This window comes from Sphingomonas arantia (assembly GCF_042682045.1).
GTDB lineage: Bacteria > Pseudomonadota > Alphaproteobacteria > Sphingomonadales > Sphingomonadaceae > Sphingomonas_R > Sphingomonas_R arantia.
Genome location: NZ_JBHUGS010000002.1, coordinates 67,885 through 85,614 on the forward strand (window position 1 = coordinate 67,885; position 17,730 = coordinate 85,614).

At 67.1% G+C, this 17,730-nt stretch carries 16 protein-coding genes; 7 read left to right on the plus strand and 9 right to left on the minus strand.

From position 1 onward, the window contains the following. Window positions 1–51 precede the first annotated feature (51 nt). A complete protein-coding gene (locus ACFSGX_RS06080; RefSeq protein ID WP_380928342.1) occupies window positions 52–939 on the plus strand; it encodes a LysR family transcriptional regulator in 888 nt (295 codons plus the stop codon). A gap of 368 nt (window positions 940–1,307) precedes the next feature. Here the strand turns inward: ACFSGX_RS06080 and ACFSGX_RS06085 are convergent, their stop codons facing one another. Continuing rightward, window positions 1,308–1,661, minus strand: a complete 354-nt coding sequence (locus ACFSGX_RS06085) for a hypothetical protein (RefSeq protein WP_380928343.1) — start codon at window positions 1,659–1,661, stop codon at window positions 1,308–1,310. A 280-nt stretch (window positions 1,662–1,941) separates the two neighbouring features. Here ACFSGX_RS06085 and ACFSGX_RS06090 point away from each other — a divergent pair, with 280 nt between their 5' ends. Further along, entirely contained in the window at window positions 1,942–3,267 is a 1,326-nt protein-coding gene (locus tag ACFSGX_RS06090) for a hypothetical protein (protein ID WP_380928344.1), read from the plus strand. Window positions 3,268–3,306: 39 nt separating this feature from the next. Here ACFSGX_RS06090 and ACFSGX_RS06095 read toward each other — a convergent pair whose 3' ends face one another. The 4 genes from ACFSGX_RS06095 to ACFSGX_RS06110 are packed head-to-tail and all read right to left on the minus strand — an operon-like array spanning window position 3,307 to window position 7,167. Next, window positions 3,307–4,242, minus strand: a complete 936-nt coding sequence (locus ACFSGX_RS06095; protein WP_380928346.1) for a glycosyltransferase family 2 protein — start codon at window positions 4,240–4,242, stop codon at window positions 3,307–3,309. Then, window positions 4,239–5,171, minus strand: a complete 933-nt coding sequence (locus ACFSGX_RS06100) for a polysaccharide pyruvyl transferase family protein (RefSeq protein ID WP_380928347.1) — start codon at window positions 5,169–5,171, stop codon at window positions 4,239–4,241. Before ACFSGX_RS06100 ends, ACFSGX_RS06095 begins: the two co-directional genes overlap by 4 nt. Continuing rightward, the gene (locus ACFSGX_RS06105) at window positions 5,168–6,241 is read right to left on the minus strand and encodes a glycosyltransferase (protein WP_380928349.1); all 1,074 of its coding nucleotides are present in this window, start codon (window positions 6,239–6,241) and stop codon (window positions 5,168–5,170) included. The genes ACFSGX_RS06100 and ACFSGX_RS06105 overlap by 4 nt, the downstream gene beginning before the upstream one ends. Continuing rightward, window positions 6,238–7,167, minus strand: a complete 930-nt coding sequence (locus ACFSGX_RS06110; protein WP_380928350.1) for a galactosyltransferase-related protein — start codon at window positions 7,165–7,167, stop codon at window positions 6,238–6,240. Before ACFSGX_RS06110 ends, ACFSGX_RS06105 begins: the two co-directional genes overlap by 4 nt. Before the next feature lie 155 nt (window positions 7,168–7,322). Between ACFSGX_RS06110 and ACFSGX_RS06115 the strand changes: the two genes are divergently transcribed. Further along, window positions 7,323–7,904 (plus strand): class I SAM-dependent methyltransferase, encoded by a 582-nt coding sequence (locus tag ACFSGX_RS06115; protein ID WP_380928352.1) that lies wholly within the window; start codon window positions 7,323–7,325, stop codon window positions 7,902–7,904. 103 nt (window positions 7,905–8,007) lie between these two features. Then, complete coding sequence (locus ACFSGX_RS06120; protein ID WP_380928354.1) at window positions 8,008–8,706, plus strand: GNAT family N-acetyltransferase; 699 nt, start codon at window positions 8,008–8,010, stop codon at window positions 8,704–8,706. A 79-nt stretch (window positions 8,707–8,785) separates the two neighbouring features. Here the strand turns inward: ACFSGX_RS06120 and ACFSGX_RS06125 are convergent, their stop codons facing one another. Further along, window positions 8,786–10,315: an amino acid permease gene (locus ACFSGX_RS06125; RefSeq protein WP_380928355.1), complete on the minus strand. Its 1,530-nt coding sequence runs from the start codon at window positions 10,313–10,315 to the stop codon at window positions 8,786–8,788. 240 nt (window positions 10,316–10,555) lie between these two features. On the opposite strand from ACFSGX_RS06125, the gene ACFSGX_RS06130 reads away from it, so the two are divergent. Together ACFSGX_RS06130 and ACFSGX_RS06135 are read left to right on the plus strand one after the other, a co-directional pair. Further along, the gene (locus ACFSGX_RS06130; RefSeq protein WP_380928356.1) at window positions 10,556–11,395 is read left to right on the plus strand and encodes a sulfotransferase family protein; all 840 of its coding nucleotides are present in this window, start codon (window positions 10,556–10,558) and stop codon (window positions 11,393–11,395) included. A gap of 99 nt (window positions 11,396–11,494) precedes the next feature. Next, window positions 11,495–12,322: an outer membrane protein gene (locus ACFSGX_RS06135; protein WP_380928358.1), complete on the plus strand. Its 828-nt coding sequence runs from the start codon at window positions 11,495–11,497 to the stop codon at window positions 12,320–12,322. Between the two features lie 120 nt (window positions 12,323–12,442). Here the strand turns inward: ACFSGX_RS06135 and ACFSGX_RS06140 are convergent, their stop codons facing one another. From ACFSGX_RS06140 to ACFSGX_RS06150, 3 genes are read right to left on the minus strand one after another with little or no spacing between them, the layout of a single operon-like run. After that, window positions 12,443–13,876, minus strand: a complete 1,434-nt coding sequence (locus ACFSGX_RS06140; protein WP_380928359.1) for a TolC family protein — start codon at window positions 13,874–13,876, stop codon at window positions 12,443–12,445. A 2-nt stretch (window positions 13,877–13,878) separates the two neighbouring features. Next, window positions 13,879–14,961, minus strand: coding sequence for an efflux RND transporter periplasmic adaptor subunit (locus ACFSGX_RS06145; protein WP_380928361.1), 1,083 nt, complete (start codon window positions 14,959–14,961; stop codon window positions 13,879–13,881). Further along, window positions 14,945–16,642: an ABC transporter transmembrane domain-containing protein gene (locus ACFSGX_RS06150; RefSeq protein ID WP_380928363.1), complete on the minus strand. Its 1,698-nt coding sequence runs from the start codon at window positions 16,640–16,642 to the stop codon at window positions 14,945–14,947. The genes ACFSGX_RS06145 and ACFSGX_RS06150 overlap by 17 nt, the downstream gene beginning before the upstream one ends. Window positions 16,643–16,788: 146 nt before the next feature. On the opposite strand from ACFSGX_RS06150, the gene ACFSGX_RS06155 reads away from it, so the two are divergent. Next, window positions 16,789–17,709, plus strand: a complete 921-nt coding sequence (locus ACFSGX_RS06155; protein WP_380928365.1) for a hydrogen peroxide-inducible genes activator — start codon at window positions 16,789–16,791, stop codon at window positions 17,707–17,709. Window positions 17,710–17,730 lie beyond the last annotated feature (21 nt).

Here is a 17,730-nt window from a genome sequence, read left to right on the forward strand (position 1 = left end):
TGCCGGGATTAGACGGTCTGCGGCGCATGGGTCGCTGAAGGATGTTCAGCAATGGATCGTGATCTGTGGTCTGGGCTGGCGGTATTCGAGGCGATCGTCGAGGCCGGAAGCTTTGCGCGGGCGGCGACGCGGCTCGGGCTGTCGGCGTCCGCGCTCAGCCATGCGATGCGGTCGCTGGAGACCAAGCTCGGCGTCCGGCTGCTCGACCGGACGACGCGGTCGCTGGCGCCGACGCCTGCGGGGGATGAACTGCTGCTGCGGTTGCGCCCGGCGATCGCCTCGGTCGCGGGGGCGCTGGAGGATCTGGACGGTGCCCGCGAGCGGCCGGCGGGGCGGATCCGGGTCAGCGCGCACCGGGTCGCGGCGATCTATGCCGTCCTGCCGCGGCTGGCCGACTTTGCGCGCGCTTTTCCCGACATCGCGGTCGAGCTGGTCGTGGACGACGGGTTCGTCGATATCGTCGCCGACCGCTTCGATTGCGGCGTTCGCCATGCGCAGACGTTGCAGGCCGACATGATATCGGTGCGGATCAGCGCGCCGGTGCCGCTCGTGTTCGTCGCCGCGCCGGCCTATCTCGCCGGGCGCGTGGCACCGGTCGATCCCGACGACCTGGGCGCACATCGTTGTCTATGTTACCGATACACGTCATCCGGCGTCGTCCACCGCTGGGCGTTCGAGCGGGATGGCAGGACGACCGAGCGGGCGGTCCGCGGCGATTTCATCACCAACGATGTCGACGTGATGCGCGATGCCGCGCTGGCGGGGCTGGGCGTGACTTGTCTGCCGCTCCCGCACGCCGCGCTGCAACTGGCGGAAGGCTCGCTGGTCGAGGTGCTGGCGGGCTGGGCGCCCGTCCTGCCCCCGAACCATCTCTATTATCCCAGCCGACGCCAGCCCACGGCCGCTTTCCGGGCATTCGTCGCGGCGATGCGCGTCTGATCGTCGCGAGCGGGACTGAACGGGGCCGGCCTGGTATCGACGGTCAAGCGGTGGGGCCGGGGCCGCTCGCACGGACAGATGGTGCTCGGTCGACGGTTCGCGCGGGAATGGTCTGCATCGCGCGCTCTTCGATATGGAGCCTGGGATCGGGGAACGGAAGATCGACCTTGTCGGTGGGGGTCATGGTCCAGACGCCCTGCACGCGGTAGACGGTGGCCTGCGTCTCCGACGAACCGGCGCGCGACACGACCCGGTACGTGCAGGCGATCTCCCCGTCATGCGTGCCCCTGGCGGCACGATGGTTGGTCCTGCATGACGATGTCGGTTCTCCGAAGCGATCAACTGACCGTCTGAGGTCGTGCGGGTGGCTACCGATCGTTCGTGACGCGACGGAGGACCGCACCGGTGATGCCGAACGGGACGATCACCGCCTGTCCGCGCGCGTCTGCGATCCGGGCCGTCTGGTCGACGGACGGTTGTGCGGGTTGTCGGGACAGGCGCAACATCCATCCCTCGACCTGCCAGCGGCCGGAGGTGATGTGCGGCCTGACCGGTACGCCGGAATTGCCTTCCTCGCGCATCCCGTCGCCCTCCATCCGTTCCTCGAAGCGGCCGTCCGCGTCGAGCCGGAGGGTGACGACGACGCCCTCTTCGCTGCACCGGTACGTGCCCACCAGGGCAGTCGCCGTTGGTGCAGGGCCGTTTTTGTCCTGGCCGGACACGTCCGGAGTACCGCAAAGGTAAGGGGAACGATCAGAACCAGCTGCTGGCGCCACCGCCGAGAGCAGCAGGAGGGTCGTCGAGACCACGAGCAGAGGTCGCATGCCGTCGCAGGATCCGTTTTCGGTTCGCGACGGGCGTACCGGGAACGGTGCTTCCGGTCGAGTGTCGGGCAGGCGTCGCGAACCGGAATCCTTGGTGTCGTGCCAATCCCTGCCGACGGAAAAGTTGCATGCTGGAGGCGAACCGCTGCACCCTGGCCAATCATCGTCGGAGCAAGCAATGCGTATCCTTGTCGGCATGGTCGCCGCCGTCCTGTCCGCGACGCCCGCCTCAGCCAAATTCGATGTGCCGGTGACGCCGGGCACGGACATTCATGCCGCAGTCACGGCGGCAATCGCGGCGCATCCCGGCGAGATTCTCAGGATTGGGAGAGGCAACTACACACTCAGCGGGCCGCTCGACTTCACGCTGGGTGGGGGTGGTCTGGAGGGAGACGGTGTCAGCGAGACGATCATCGCGTTCACCGGGACATCGACCGCGCCCTTGCGGTATCCCGGCAACCGCTGCGCGATCCGGTTCGGTCCAGGGGGAGAGGATTTGCCTTACGGTCGGACGATCGATGGCGCCCTGCTGCGCGGTCTGTCGCTGATCGCGGCGCCCGCCATGTCGCGCGCCGGCGATTGCGGTGTGAAGGTCGAACAGGCGGTCAATGTCCGCATGACGGATGTCGACGTGTCGAACTTCCCGATCCTGATCGACCTGGTTGGCGCCAGCAATGTGTTCCTGACGAACGTGAAGGTGTATCGCGCGAGCACGCCGGCCCCGGCGGGGGGTGCCGTCCCGGGCGACGGGCAGCCGGTTGCCGGTAGCCGCTACCTTCGTGTGCGGGCCGGTTACCGGGCGGGCGATCGCGATTTTCGCACGCGCGGCACGGCCGCCGCGCAGACGACCTATGGGGTTTTCCTCAGCAACGTCGCGCTGACCGGCGCGGGTGTCGGTGATCCCGGTACCGAGGTGGGGATCGAGCTGCTGGCCAGTGACGGGTTCTACATGGCCGGGCCAAATTATGTCGGTCAGGCGATCCACCTGATGGACATCAGGCCGGAGAATGATCAGCCGAGCGTGTATGTCGGCAACGTCACGATCACCGGCGCCCTGTTCGACGGCAATCTGCGTCAGAGCAGCGACGGCATTCGCATTCTGACCAACATGACGGGCAAACCGCGACCGGTCACCAAGGTCGCGATATCGGGGAATGTCGTCACCCATTTCCGCTCCGACGCGGTCCGGCTGGCAAACCCCCTGGCCGATGGGATCAGCATCACGGGGAACGCGATTTTCGGGGGGAACCGGTCCTGCCTGGACCTGACGGCGTCGATGCAGGTGACCGTTTCGGGCAACAGCTTCGGAAGCTGCGGAAGCGCCGGCATCGCGGGTTCCGGAGCGATCCTCTACAGCGAAGGCAACACCGTCGTCGGTGTTGTCGGGAACACGTTCGTCGGGACCGCCGCGGCGACCGACATCGTCGCGCCGACCATGCCGACCAATCTGAAACAGGGGTTCAACGCGACGAGCCTGCGGACGCCGGTCCCGGTCTATCAGTAGATCAGCGACCGGCCCGGTCCTGCGTTCAACGCGTTTCGATCAGGCGGTGGCATCGCGATCACGGCACATGCCGGTGGAGTTCCTGATCCAGTAGTTCACGAACCCGCGTGCCTTGTGGCGAAGGCGGAACCAGTAGAACCATTTGATGCCGGCATGTGTCGTGATCGGGCGGGTTATGTCGAAGCGAACGGCGCAGATGTCGGCAAGGATCGCGCGAACGGCCTGCAGGTCCCGGAAGACATACTTGGCGTAGAGCGCGCCGTCGCCGAAACTGTAACCCGCGAGCAGGCTGTTCTCGTCCGCGACGCGGCGGCGACCGTGATGATGATCGACGACGATCGCGGGATCGTAGAGCAGGACGATCCCTAGCCGGCTTGCCCTGAACAGATAGTCCGTATCCTCGGCGGCGATGAAGGGTGCGCCGGCGCCGAACCGTTCGTCGAACCGCCCGACCGACGTGAGGACCCGGGCATCGAACGCCAGGTTCGCGCCCATGATGAACCCGCCCGGAAAGCCGCCGGAGGGCGCCACCATCGGGTGATCCTCGAGCTTGATCGTCACCGGCAGATCGGCCGGATTGCCAAGCAGGATGCGGCCGCCGATGATCGCGGGGCCAGCCTCGCGGGCGAACGCGGCGACGAGCGCGGCGAAATAGTTCGGGTGAACGGTGCAGTCGTCGTCCGTCATGGCGACGATGCGGCCCCGGTGCGCGGCCAGACCCGTGTTGCGGGCGCGGGCGAGGCCCGGACGCGGTTCGTCGACGATGCGGACCGGGAAGGGCTGGGCCGCTTGCCACTGCCTCAGCCGCGGCAGCGTATCGTCGGTCGAACCATTGTCGACGAGGATCACCTCGATGGCGATCTCGCCGGCGACGTGGGCGGCGGCGCGGGTAACGGAGGCGAGCGTCGCGGCGATCGACGTTGCGCGGTTGCGCGTACAGATCAGCAGGCTGACGTCGACGGTGCCGTCCGTCACGCGACGCGGCCGAACCGACCGGCGAGATCCAGCGCCTGTTCCATGGTCGTGGCGGTCCTCACCAGCGCGGATGATGCCGGCCACGCGTCCAGATAAGCGGCGACCTTGCCGTAATCATTGTCGAGCGCGACGTGCGGGATGCCGAGCAGATCGGCGAGAATGTGGCCGTGGAGCCGGTCCGTCACGACGACGCGGCCCTGCGCGAGAAGCCGGAGGCCGCGATCGACCCGTGCGGTGGCCTGCGCTTCGCGAGCAGCGGGATCGACACCGGGCGGGAGGCCCGGACCGTCTTCGAGCCAGTCGACGACGGTCGCGTCGGTCGTCGGCGGCACGGCATATCCCCGCCGCTCATCGTCGGTGCGCATGAGCATCAGCAGGTCGCAGGTCGCTGCCTCCCGCGCTTGCCGGCCCAGCGCATAGGCTGAGTCCGGGGCGAGGTGCGACGGGCAGGCGAGATGCTGTCGCGCGAAGTCGAGGCTGCGCCGGTCGCGGGCGTAGAGGACGAAATCGGGATGGGCACCGGCCAGCGCGGCGAAGCGGTCGGCCCGCGCGGGATCGCGGAAGTGGATCGATTGGGGCAGTTGTACGATCGGACGATCGCGGATCGTGGACAGGATCTGTTCGCGGAACTGCTGGTGATGGATCCAGATGTCGCCGAGGTTGCCGCCGCCGTGCAGGAACAGCGTGCCGTCGGGACAGGCGCGACGAAAGGCGCCAACGTCGAAATCGTGCCAGGTGGACACGTAGCAGGGGTCGTGTCCGGTCACCTGCCGCAGCATCGTGAGTTCGCCGAGCCAGATCGCGCTGTCGCCGACATTGGCATGGTCCGGGAAATCGACCAACGCGTAACGCGAACCGGGCGCGACATGCGTGCGATAGAGCGCGCCGAGTGCGGCCTGCTGCGCTGCTGTGGGGTCCACCGACGTCATGCGACCTCGACCGACCGGGCGGCGATGACGTCGTGGTACAGGCGCTCGCACCGGTCGAGCCAGCGGTCGCGCGTGAAGAGCGCCTCGACGCGGGCGCGCTGTGGGGCGCGGGGGGTGCGGCGCGCGGCGACGATGGCTTGGGCGAGGGCGGGCACGTCTCCGGGTGGTGCGAATTGCCCGGTTTCGCCGACGATCTCGCGCACGGCGCCCCGGTCGAATGCCGCCACCGGCACGCCGCACGCCATCGCCTCGACCGCGACGAGGCCGAACGGTTCGTCCCAGCACGGCGTGAAGACGAACACCGACGTGCGACCGATCGCCGCGGCGAGGCCGGTGGCGTCCAGATGGCCGCCGTACCGGATGTCGCCGCCCAGCAGCGGTTCGACCGTGGTCGCCCAGTAATCCTGATCTTCGATCGGCCCGAACAGCGTGAGCGGGACCCCCGCCAACCGTGCGGCCTGCGCGGCGAGGTGGGGGCCCTTGTCCAGCGTCATACGTCCGCACCAGACCGCGCTACCGTCGCCCTGCGCCACGAACGGCCAGGCGTCGGCGTCGATGCCGTTGTACAGGATCGACGCTTCGGCCGGCGCGCGGTTCGGCCACCATGCGGAGAGTTGCGCCTGGGACGTCACGGTCAGCCGGTGGCCGGGCACGACGCTGGACTGCACGAACCAGCGCAGCGCGTCGTAGGGCGGGACGTGCAACGAGGTCACCGTCGGAACCGCCGCCGTCCGCTCTGGGGCGAGCGGGAAGCGGTGCAGGCTGTTGTTGTGGACGACGTCGAAGCCACCGGCGGCGATCCGGTCGCATGCGGTGACGTAGGCGGTGTCCAGATAGGCGATCAGCGGTGCGAAGCCGCGATGTTCGGCGCCAGGAAAGGTCCGCTCATAATGTTCGGGCACGACGGCATCAATCGCGAACCGCGGGTCGCTATCCCCCGAGGCGAACAGCAGGACGTCGTGGCCGCGCGCCTGGAGCCCGGCGGCCAGATGCCAGCATTGCGACTCCATTCCACCGGCGAAGGGCTGGGCGATCGGCTGGCGGACGTGACAGAGGACCGCGATCCTCACTCGGCCGCTGCGACTTCCCGGGTTGCCGCCAGACGCGCCTCAAGCAGGCGAATGACGACCGCCGTATTGGCATAGGGCTGGTGGCTCTGCTGGCCGGTCAGCGCCAGGTCGGCGGCGTCCGGCCGGCGCAGGATGCGGATCGGTCGACCCGGCGCCAGATCGATCAGCCCCATCAGGCGGAACGCATGGAGCCAATGGTCCATGGTCCGGTAGCCCCATTTGGTTTCGAACAGTTCGGCATTGCGCACCACGCTGTCGAGATGATGGACCGGCGGCATGTGGTGCGGATGATATTGGTGATAGGCGAGGCCACCCTTGATCCAGGCGATCGGGATCCCGGCCTCGGCAAGCGCCTTGCCGAAATCCGTGTCCTCGCCGCCGTAGCCGACATAGCGCTCGTCAAAGCCGCCTAGGCCGAGGAACGTCGCGCGCCGCATCGCGAAGTTCAGCGACCAGAAGCAGCGATAGTCGTTGCAGATTTCGATGCCCTGCGCCGGCGGGCCGCGACGGTCGGAATGCTTGACGGCAACCTCTGCGAACCGTTCGTAGGACAGCTCGCCGACGGCGGTGTCACCCGGCAGGTACAGGACCTCGCCCATCAGCAGCCCTTCGAACGTGTCGAGGAAGCCGGCATAGTCGGCGATCAGCGTCGGGGTGGGAATGCAATCCATGTCGAGGAAGACGATGATGTCGCCCGTCGCCGCGCGCGCGGCCGCGTTGCGTGCCGCCGCCAGCGGCAGGGTGTCGGCGACGATCTGGATCTGGCGGACGGGGAACGGCGCGTCCGGCAGCACGTAGAGTTCGTCCTGCATGACCGCGATGATCAGCTCCGCCGGCGGCAGCGTCTGGCGCATCAGGCCGTAGACGAGGTTGACGAGATGGTCGGGACGCCCCCTGCCGAGGGTGACGACGGAAACTTTGTTCATGAATGAGCTCTGCCAGAGTAAAGTCGGAGGAGGGGCTGTGGGGGTCTAGCACCTGCTCGGTCATTGGGACCAATGCAAAACCTTCGAACGGGCGCGGAGTTGCCGCGCCTGAAGTCGGGCGGTTCATGACAGGGTGATCGAGGGGGGAGGTAGAGGTGACGAGCGACCATTCCGCCGGCTGGGAGGCCGTCGCCGACGCGTTCGTGGCGATCCGATCGGAGACGGGCGCGGCCTTGGTCGGATCATGGGCAAGGAACACGCTGCCGCCATCGGCCGCGATCCTGGACATTGGCTGCGGATCGGGCGTGCCGATCGCCCGGACGCTGGCGAGCGCTGGTTTCACGGTGTGGGGGATCGATGCGTCGCCGTCGCTCATCGCGGCCTACCGACGCAATCTTCCCGACATGCCTGCTGCCTGCGAACCGGTTCAGACCGGCGACTTCTTCGGCCGGAGCTTTGCCGGTGCCGTGGCGATCGGTCTCGTCTTCCTGCTCGATGCGCATGATCAGCGGATGCTGCTCGGGAACGTGGCAAATGTGCTGGAGCCGGGCGGGCGGTTCCTGTTCAGCGCACCTCGAGAACGATGCGAATGGCGCGATACGCTGACCGGTCGCACATCGGTTTCGCTGGGAGCGGACGCGTATGAGGCACATCTGATAAGCGTCGGTTTGCGGCTGGCGCGCTGCCATATCGATGAGGGCGGTAATAACTATTACGAGGCGGTCAAACGCGTCTGATCTGTCCCCCTATTCCTCCGCGGAGATGCGTTGCAGGCTCCAGTCTCGCCGACAGTCGTTTGATCCGCGATATTAGCGCCAAGGTCGCGTCGAAGTTGCCTTGATGGTGCTGCCCGATCATGGAACGTCGATGACCACTGTTCCGCTTGGCCCGATCGTCCCTGAAGCAACGCGACCGCTGCCGGCGTTCGAGTTGCATCGGGGTAGGGTGGTGACGCTCGAACCGTTGTCCGGCCACCATGCGGGCGGCCTGTGGGATGCGGCGCGATCGGCGGATGTGTCGTGGGCCTATCTCAAATATGGGCCGTTCCCGACCGAGGCAGACCTGGCGGCGCATCTCGGGGAGATCAGCGGTCTGGAGCAGCAACCCTATTTCGCTGTGATCCCGGCATCGAGCGGGAAGCCCGAAGGTTGGGCGTCGTTCTGTGACATCGCGCCGCATGATGCGGCGATCGAGATCGGGAGCATCTGGTTCTCGCCCCGCCTGCAACGCACCCGCGCCGCGACGGAAGCGATTTTCCTGATGATGCAGCACGCGTTTGAGCTGGGTTATCATCGTGTCGTGTGGCGCTGCAACGCACTGAACGCCGCGTCGATGCGGGCCGCGCGGCGGTTTGGCTTCACCCATGAAGGAACGTGGCGCGGTGACGGCATCGTGAAGGGACACCGACGCGATACCGCCTGGTTCTCGATCCTGGAAACCGAGTGGCCCATCCAGCGCGCGCGGTTCGACGCATGGTTGGATGACCGAAACTTCGACGCGAACGGCGTGGCCATCCATTCATTGTCGCGGGAAAGCTGAAATCCTTCATCCCCGATCCCGACGGTCGGTTTCGGGGATGAAGGACGCGGCAGCGACAGGTACCGTTGCGTTGCCGGGTTCAGGGCTGCCTGCCGACCGGTCCAGCCTGTTCGCCCATGTCGGGAGCGTCGTCCTGTGGCTCGCCGCGCTGCAGATTCGAATGGCGCATGCCGTAGGCGAAGTAGAGGACCACGCCGCCGGCCATATACCACAGGAAGAATACCAGCACGCTCCACGGGACCGTCGTGATGAGGTAGAGGCAGGACAGGATGCCGAGGATCGGCACGATCGGATAGAGCGGCACCGAGAAACCGCGGGGCAGATCGGGCGCGGCACGACGGAGATAGATCACCGACAGGCAGACGATCGCGAACGCCGCCAGCGTGCCGACCGACGTCATGTCACCCAGAACGTTGATGTCGAAGAACCCGGCGGCGATCGCGGTGATGACGCCGACCAGGATGGTGTTGATGTAGGGCGTCTTGAATTTCGGATGCACGGTGGCGAACACGCGCGGCAGCAATCCGTCACGCGCCATAGTGTAGAAGATGCGCGTCTGGCCATACATGAGCACCAAGACGACCGAGGTCAGGCCGATGATCGCGCCGACCTTGATGAGCTTGGCAAGCCAGCCCCAGGTCGGACCGAAGCTGTCGACGACGACCGCGACGGGATCGGGCACGTTCAGCGACTGATAGGGGACCAGCAAGGTCATGATCGCCGCGACGAGCATGTAGATCACCGTGCAGACGACGAGCGAGCCGATGATGCCGAACGGCATGTCCTTCTTCGGGTCCTTCGCCTCCTGACCCGCCGTCGAAACCGCCTCGAAACCGATATAGGCGAAGAACACGATCGATGCGGCGCGCATGATCCCGTCGACGCCGAACTTGCCGGGACCCTGGTTGGCCGGGATGAAGGGCGTCCAGTTGCGCGCCACGAGTTCGCCGAAGTTCGACAGCACGATCGCGCCGCCGACCGCGATGAAGGCGATCAGGACAGTCACCTTGATCGCGACGATGATGTTGTTGACCTTCGCCGATTCAGACACGCCGCGGATCAGCAAACCGGCAAGCGCGAGGCAGATCACGAAGGCGGGCAGGTTGAAGATGGTGGTGACCGTTCGGCCATCGACCAGCACCGGGACGCCGTCGCGCATCAGCGTGTAGCCGGCGGGACCGGTGAATTGCGGCGGGATGCGCAGCCCGAAATCGGCGAGCAGGCTGACGACGTAGCCGCCCCAGCCGACGGCGACGACGGACGCGGCCAGGCCGTATTCCAGGAGCAGCAGGGCACCCATCGTCCACGCCACGAACTCGCCAAGCGTCGTGTAGCCATAGGTGTAGGCCGAACCGGAGACCGGCAGCGTCGAGGACAGCTCGGCATAGCAGAGACCGGCAAATGCACAGACGATGCCGGCCACGACGAACGACAGGAGCACCGCCGGGCCGGCGTGGAGCGCCGCGGCGGAACCGGTCCGGACGAAGATGCCCGCCCCGATGATGCAGCCGACCCCGAGCAGCAGCAGGTTCCATTTGCCGAGCGTGCGCTTCAACTCGCTGGTCGCGGTTTCGCGTTGCACCTGCGCGATCGATTTGCGCGCGAACATGCGCTCGACGACCCCCCGTTTAACTTCAGCTGTCATACGTCCCCCTTGGCAATTGTGCCGCCGCTTGTGGGTGCAGCCTAGACACCGGGCGCGATCACGCAATCTTCTTGATTCCAGCAGCGTCCGTCTTTGTCGGCGAAGTGGTGAGCGAGGTCACGGATCTTGTTTCCTGCTGCTCCTTCAGCGCTGCCGGAGCCGGGCGAACGGCACTCGGCGGATACATAGCGTGATGCCGGTCACATGCCGGACATGTTCGGAAATTCGTCAGCAAAGATCGTGCGGCATGTCGCGGTCATGCAGACAGAACAGTTCAGCGCCGCCAAGAATTACCGGTGGCGTCGCCATCTTGCCCGGATGTTCGGCGTGAAGCTGACCGGCGACATCCCGGAGCGACTGATCGCAGCGGGCGTTCCGATACCGCTCAGCGTCAAGCGCCGCCGTCGACTGGCCAGCATCCGATCGAGCGGCGTGCTGTTCATCCATGTGCCGAAGAATGCGGGGACCTCGCTCAGCATGGCGCTGTACGGTCATGCGGTCACGCACGACACGATGCGTTATTACGCGCATGTGGCGCCCGATTTCGTGGCGTCGGCGACCAGCGTGGCGGTCGTCCGCGATCCGGTCGCGCGGTTTGTCTCTGCGTTCCGCTATGCGGCGACCGGGGGCACGCGGCACCGCCGGGTGTCCGAACCGTTTCGGGCGGCATACCAGGCGTTCCGGTCGATCGACGCGGCGCTCGATCACCTCGAACGCCACCGCGACCCGTTCGCTGTCGATCACATCTTCCGCGCGCAATGCTGGTACCTGACGGACGCCGCCGGGCGGCTGGCGGTCGATCATCTCGTGCCGATCGACGATCTCGGCCGGCTCCACGCGCTGTTCGCCGATCGCAAGGTCGCGCCGTTCCCGCGGCTCAATGCCAGCAGAGCGTCGGCGACGATGCTGTCCGATGTGCAGCGCGCGCGGATCCGCCGGCTCTACGCCGAAGACGTCGCGCTGTGGGAGAGCGTTCGGGGTGATCGGCCGCGCGCGGATCGGACCGACGAGGCGTTCGTCGGTGCGTTCGTGGCCAGCTCCTGACCGGTCGCCCGGCCAGCCACCGGTCCAGCCACACTATGTCACGCAACCTGCGCGCGTGCGAACCGCTTCAAGCAGCCTTCGTGTTTGGAGGATTATCATATGAAGATGTTTCGTATCGTGCCCGCATTCGGTCTCGCGCTCGCCGTCGGTTCGCCGGCCATGGCGCAGGTCACCGACAGCTGGACCGGGCCTTATGTCGGCGGCCAGCTCGGCTACGGGTTCCAGCCCAAGGATCGCGGCGAGGCCGTCCTGTTCGACAACAACCTGGACGGGACGTTCGGCGATACCGTGAACACGGCGGCGGGCGCCAACGCGTTCAGCCCGGGCACCTGCGGCGGCAGCGCGGCGACCAACGTGCCGGCCGGTGGCTGCGTCGGCGATCGGAACGGCGTCGATTGGAAGGTTCACGCCGGTTACGACATGCAGTTCGGCAGCATCGTGGTCGGTGTCGTCGGCGATTATGGCCGCGCCACGATTTCGGACAGCGTATCGACGTACAGCACCACGCCGGCGTCCTACACCATGACGCGGCGTTTGCGCGACAATGCCAGCATCCGCGCCCGCGCGGGTTTCGCGCTTGGCGATACGCTGATCTACGGCACCGGCGGCGGCGCATGGGGCAAGGTGCGCAACAGCTTTGCCAGCACGAACGTCGCGAACGTCTTTACCGGCAACGGCAATGACGATGCGTGGGGCTACCGCGTCGGTGGCGGCATCGAACAGCGCGTCGCGCCGAACTTCTCGATCGGTGCGCAGTATCTGTTCACCAGCCTGAAGGACGGCAGCTACAATGTCCGCACGTCGCGCGGTACTTCGCCGGCGAACAATCCGTTCGTTCTGGTGAACACCGACGGCACCGATTTCCGGCGCAGCGGCGACCGGTTCAATTCGCATGTTGCCGCCGTCACGGCGAGCTTCCGCTTCTGATAACAGCGGTTGCAAGGGGGGCCGCTTTCCTGCGGCCCCTCACGATCGACGCGGCGGTCGGATCCGGGTGTTCGCAGGAGAAGATGGCCGAAACCGGCGGCTGTTCCGCCGTCATTTGGGCTAGCGCACCTGGTCGAGCCCCAGCGCCGTGCGATCCGCCGTCGCCGCGGCGAGTTCGCTGCGGGCGGCGGCGATCCGTGCCTGAGCGTCGATCAGGCGGACCCGGGCATCGTTCGCGGTATCCTCACGCTGGTTGACCAGGAAGAAGTCGCTCGACCCAAGTGCGAAGCGCCGCCGCTCCGCCTCCGCCAGCCGATCGGCCAGCACCCGTTCCTGCTCGGCGATCTCGACCAGCCGTTCCGACGCGCCGACGTTGATGTTGATCCCCTCGATCTCCGCCACGATCTGGTCCCGCAGCAGGCGGTCCCGGGCATTGAGGCCTTCGATCTCGGCGCGGGCCTCGGCAACGCGGCCGCGGGCCGCCCGGTTCTGCAACGGGACGGAGAAACGGAAACCGACGACCGCCTCGAGCGGGGTGCGGCTCGGACCGCCAACCCCTTCGCGACCGACATCCTTGCCAAGCTCGCCGCGCAGATCGAGCCGCGGTTTCAACTCGTTTTCGGCCTGGGCAAGGCGCACGACGGACTGGTCGATCCGGGCAAGCACCGTCTGCAGATCGGGTCGGCGTGCCACCGATTCCGACAGGTTCACGGAAATGGGCGTCCCCGCCAGGGCGCTCGCATCCGTCGGTAGTCGCTCCGCACCGACGATGATCGGCTGTCCGTCCTCACCGCGATACAGCAACGACAGGGCATTGGCCGCCGCCGCGAAATCGCCCTCGGCGCGCACGACCAGTGACCGCCGACGGACGAGGTTCTGGTCGTTTTCGGTCAGCAGGATCTGCGGCCGCGCGCCGAGTTCGATCTGGCGCACGATCGCACCGCGGCGGGACTCCGCCAACTCCAGGAAGTTTCGGTAGGCCTGCAACCGCAGCCCGGCCGCGACCCAGTTCTGGTACGCATCGATGGCGCGGCGCTGCACGCCGATCGCAACGGCGCCGGCCTCGAACCGAGCGACGTCGATGTCAGCAAAGGCTAGCGAGCGCCGCGTGCGGCGTTCGTCGATCAGACGGTCGCGCAGCAGCGCATAGAGCGCACCGATCTTCAGCTCGCCCGCGCGGTTGGTGTAGTTCTGATCCTCGTAGACCGGGAAGTCGCCGCGTGACTGGCGGTAATTGCCGTAGGCATAGCCGCCATTGTTGGTGAACGGGCGGGTCACGCGGCTGTCGATGACGCTGCCGTCGTAATAGCCCGTGACGCGGGACCGCGCATCGACATCGAACACCGTATCGAACGCGCCCGTCGCGGACAGCGCCCGGCCCTCGGCCTGGCGGATGCGGGCAAGCTGTTCGATGATCTGCGGGGCCGCACGGGCCGAGGAACGCAGCACCTCGGCCAGCGTCAGCGGGGCGGCGGACCCTTTCTGCACGGCCGGCGCCTGTGCCGATGCGGGGACGGCGGAAAGGGACAGCAAGGCCAGGACGATCGCTCGCATACTCAGTTTGCCTTGTCCGATTTTGGCGCGGTCTTCTCGGCTTCGGCCTGACCGGCGGTGCCGGTGGAACCCAGTCGTCCGGCCTGACCGAAGTCGAGCGGGAAGTCGTTCAGCTGGCGCCACAGTTCGTAGCCCACGGACACGGTCTCGCCCTGGATCCAGCCCTGAACCTTGCCGCCCAGCCGCACGAAGCGCAGGTCGGGCCAGGTCGCCTTGCCGGGCATCGGTTCGACCAGGACCCGGAACAGGCCGGTCGGGCCGGCCGTCGGGTCCAGCGTGCGGACCCGCCCGTCGAACAGGCCGTGGGCGATGACCGGCCATCCGCTGAACTGGATGGCCGGCCAGCCTTCGAATTCAAGCCGGACCGGGCGGCCCGGCTGGACCAGCGGGACGTCGCGGCCGTCGACGAACAGTTCCACCGCCCGTTCGACGCGTTCCGGCGCGACGATCGCGAGGATCGTTCCGGCCGAAACGAGCGCGCCGCCGGTCGCCGCGTTGATGCTCTGGATCCGGCCGTCGCGCGGTGCTCGGACGACCTGCGCCGACTGGCGATTGAGCTGGATGTCGATGCGGTTGAGCTTGGCGCGGGATTCGGCGAGCTTGGCCGCGCCGTCGGCGACCTTGATCTGCGCCTGTTCAAAGTCGCGGCGGGAGGCGAGGCCCTCCGCCAGCAGTTGTCCTGAACGCCCGACGTCGATGCCGGCCACCGCCTGGGACTGGCGCACCGCGGCGATCTCCGCCTCCACCTGCGCGCGTTCGGCGGCGAGGCGCGAGAGGAGGTTAGGATCGACATCGACGACGCGCACGATGGGATCGCCGGCCGCCACATGCTGTCCGTCATGCACGTACCAGCGGTCGACGCGTCCGCCGACCAGCGCGGAGATTTGCTGGGCGCGGTCGTCGGGGTTCAGGGCCGCGACCGATCCTTCGCCCCGCGCGGTCTGAACCCAGGGAACCAGGAACAGGATGACGAAGGAGACCGCGATGCCGACCAGGACCATCCACGCCAGCGCCACCATCGTGCGCGGCGGCCGCTGTCGGGCGAGTGTCTTGAAGTGCGACAGATGGTCAGGACGGTAGGGCATGCAGGTCCTCCCCACGGGCAAGATGGTCCTGAAATTCGGCGAGCGAGGCGAAGCGACGCTGACGCGCCAGGCCCAGATGGAACCAGCCGTCGAGTGCCATGTCCTCCGGCCGCCCGGTGAAGAGCAGCGTGGTGGTACCGTGCGGCTTGAGCATCCGCAGGACGGCCGCCAACCGTGCGGGGGGCAGCAGATCGTATAATTGGCCGAGCACCAGCAACCGCGGCGCGACGAGCAACGCGTTGGCAAGTTTCAGCGCCATCATCGAACCCAGGCTGAGCGGATAGCCGGTCGATGCGAGCGGCGTGTCCAGCCCCTTGGGCAGGCGGGCGACCCGTTCCTGGAGCCCCACGGCCGCCAGCGCTTCCTGCACCTGGACGGCGCTGATCTCGCTGCCGGCGAGGGACAGATATTCGCGGATCGTGACCTCGGCGATCGTCGGGCGGTCGAGCACCAGGACCTGCGACCGCAGCAGATACATATCGAGCCCTTCGAGGTCGGCGCCGCCGATCAGCACGAGGCCGCGTTCGGGGTGGACGTAGCGCTTGAGCAGCAGCGCGAGCTTGCGCTCCGCCGCGGGTTCGGCGGCGACGACCAGCTGCTCGCCCGCCGCCACCGCGAAGTCGAAACGCGTCCCCTCGATCTCGGCATCCATGAGCCGCAGGGCGCCGTCGCCGGGCGCCCCGCGGCCGGCCTCGGTCGGCTGTTCCTGTGGAATGGCGAACAGCAGCGACAATTCCTCGGCACTGGCGACCAGATCGTAGAAGATGTCGAGATAATAGCCGAGCTGCGAGATGCCGTAGAATACGCCGGACAGGATCAGTTCGGCCGCGACCAGTTGCCCGATCGACAGTTCGTTGCGCAGGATCAGGTTGCCGCCCAGCGCGAGCAGCGCGGCGCTGGCGAACGCGTAGATCAGGAGATAGCTGAGCGTTTGGGCGAAGCTGTAGCGGAAGAAGCGGCGATGCGCGTCGACATAGGTCGCGGTCATCGCCTCCGACCGGTCCATGGCGAAGCCGAAGTGGCGGCTCGACTTGTAGAAACCGTTCGAACTGCCGACGCTTTCCAGCCAGCGCGCGGCGTCATGCTTGGCATGGCTCAACGCGACCGATCCGGTGATCGCGCCGCGTTGCCACAGCAGCCAGACCAGCAGGACGGTGACGACGAGCACGACGTTGAAGGCCAGAAAGAACGGGTGGTAGAAGCTTGTGACGACGAGCCCGACGACGCTTTGCAGGACGATGGTGAAGGCGCCGATGACGAGGCCGGGGACCGCCTTCTGCACCACGCCGAGGTCGAAATAGCGGTTGAAGAGGTCGCCCCGGCTGGCGTCGCCGAAAAACGGGTTCTGCGCGTGGACCGCGCGCACCGTTATCTCGGCCACGACGCGGGCGAAGACCCGGCGCTCGAACATCGCCATCAGGTAGACCCGTGCGGCGCTCAGGCCGGCCACGAGGAGCAGCAGGACCAGCAGCACGCCGGACAGCGTCCACAACGGCGCGGGCAGCGCGATATTGGCGACGCTGTTGATCAGCAGCTGGATGGAGATGGGGGTTGCCAGCGACAGCAGGCTGATCGCCAAAGTGTAGACGATCCCCAGGCGGACATAGGCGCTGTCCGGGCCGACAATCTCCGAAAGCCAGGCGGCGGCAGCCCGGAATCCGATGCGTTCGGTAGCTGCCACGTGAACCTCAATCCCTCGCAAGTCTGTCCCTCCTTTCTCCCGGACTGCCGCCTGCGGCACAAGAAGGCCGTAGCTATGCAAGCCATAGGAACCGACTATATGTCGACCGGACGGTTCAGTCGGGTGGTCTAGTGGCGGGAAACGGCATGCCTTCGCTTCGACAGCTTCAGTATCTTGTGACGCTCGCCGATACGGGCTCGTTCGTCCAGGCGGCGCGCCTGATCCGGGTCAGCCAGCCGACGCTCAGCCAGCAGATCAAGGCGCTGGAGGAGCGCTTGGGGGCCCAACTGGTGGATCGGACAATGACCGGGGCGGTCCTAACGCCCGTCGGGCGCAGCATCGTGACGCGGGCGCGCCATGTCCTAGGGCAGGTGCGCGATATCCAGGCGCTTGCCGCGGGATCGGCAGGCGGCATGACCGGCACGCTGCGCCTGGGCACGACGCCGACGCTGGGTCCCTATCTGCTCTCCCCCATCATCGCGGATCTGCACCGCGCCGCGCCCGGCCTGCGGCTCTATGTCCGCGAGGGGATACCGGACCGGCAGGCGCTGGCGCTGTCGCGCGGCGATCTGGACGTCGTGCTTGGTCCGCTTCCGATCGCGGGCGACGATCTGGTGGTGGAGCCGCTGTTCCGCGAACCGCTTCATCTCGTCTCCGCGGTCGACAGCGAGTTTGCCGGCGCCGGCACGGTGGAACGCGCGCGGCTAAGCGGACAGACGCTGCTGTCGCTGGATACGCGGCACCATCTGCATCGGCAGGCCGCGAACATCGCCGCCGATCTCGGCCTGGTCCTGAGCCGTGACTATGAGGGCACGAGCCTCGAAAGCCTGCACCAGATGGTCGCGAGCGGTCTGGGGCTCTCGATCATTCCCGGCCTCTATCTGGCGTCCGACGTCGGCGGATCGGCCGGGCTGGCGGTCCTGAACGTGGCGGGTTGGAACGAGCATCGTTCGGTTGCGCTGGCATGGCGCAAGGCATCCAGCATGGATCAGGCGTTCGGCCTGATCGCCGATCATGTCCGCAGGGCGGCCGCCCGGGCGTGGGACCCGCCCACGTCGCGACGGTAGGGGCGGGGGCCGGATTGGGAG

Bases quoted from the DNA above. Each gene is read 5' to 3' on its own strand.
- ACFSGX_RS06080 (WP_380928342.1), top strand. From the start codon at position 52: ATGGATCGTGATCTGTGGTCTGGGCTGGCGGTATTCGAGGCGATCGTC.
- ACFSGX_RS06110 (WP_380928350.1), bottom strand. From the start codon at position 7,167: ATGAACAAAGTTTCCGTCGTCACCCTCGGCAGGGGGCGTCCCGACCAT.
- ACFSGX_RS06130 (WP_380928356.1), top strand. From the start codon at position 10,556: ATGCCGGACATGTTCGGAAATTCGTCAGCAAAGATCGTGCGGCATGTC.
- ACFSGX_RS06125 (WP_380928355.1), bottom strand. From the start codon at position 10,315: ATGTTCGCGCGCAAATCGATCGCGCAGGTGCAACGCGAAACCGCGACC.
- ACFSGX_RS06135 (WP_380928358.1), top strand. From the start codon at position 11,495: ATGAAGATGTTTCGTATCGTGCCCGCATTCGGTCTCGCGCTCGCCGTC.
- ACFSGX_RS06145 (WP_380928361.1), bottom strand. From the start codon at position 14,961: ATGCCCTACCGTCCTGACCATCTGTCGCACTTCAAGACACTCGCCCGA.
- ACFSGX_RS06090 (WP_380928344.1), top strand. From the start codon at position 1,942: ATGCGTATCCTTGTCGGCATGGTCGCCGCCGTCCTGTCCGCGACGCCC.
- ACFSGX_RS06155 (WP_380928365.1), top strand. From the start codon at position 16,789: ATGCCTTCGCTTCGACAGCTTCAGTATCTTGTGACGCTCGCCGATACG.
- ACFSGX_RS06140 (WP_380928359.1), bottom strand. From the start codon at position 13,876: ATGCGAGCGATCGTCCTGGCCTTGCTGTCCCTTTCCGCCGTCCCCGCA.
- ACFSGX_RS06100 (WP_380928347.1), bottom strand. From the start codon at position 5,171: ATGACGTCGGTGGACCCCACAGCAGCGCAGCAGGCCGCACTCGGCGCG.
- ACFSGX_RS06120 (WP_380928354.1), top strand. From the start codon at position 8,008: ATGGTGCTGCCCGATCATGGAACGTCGATGACCACTGTTCCGCTTGGC.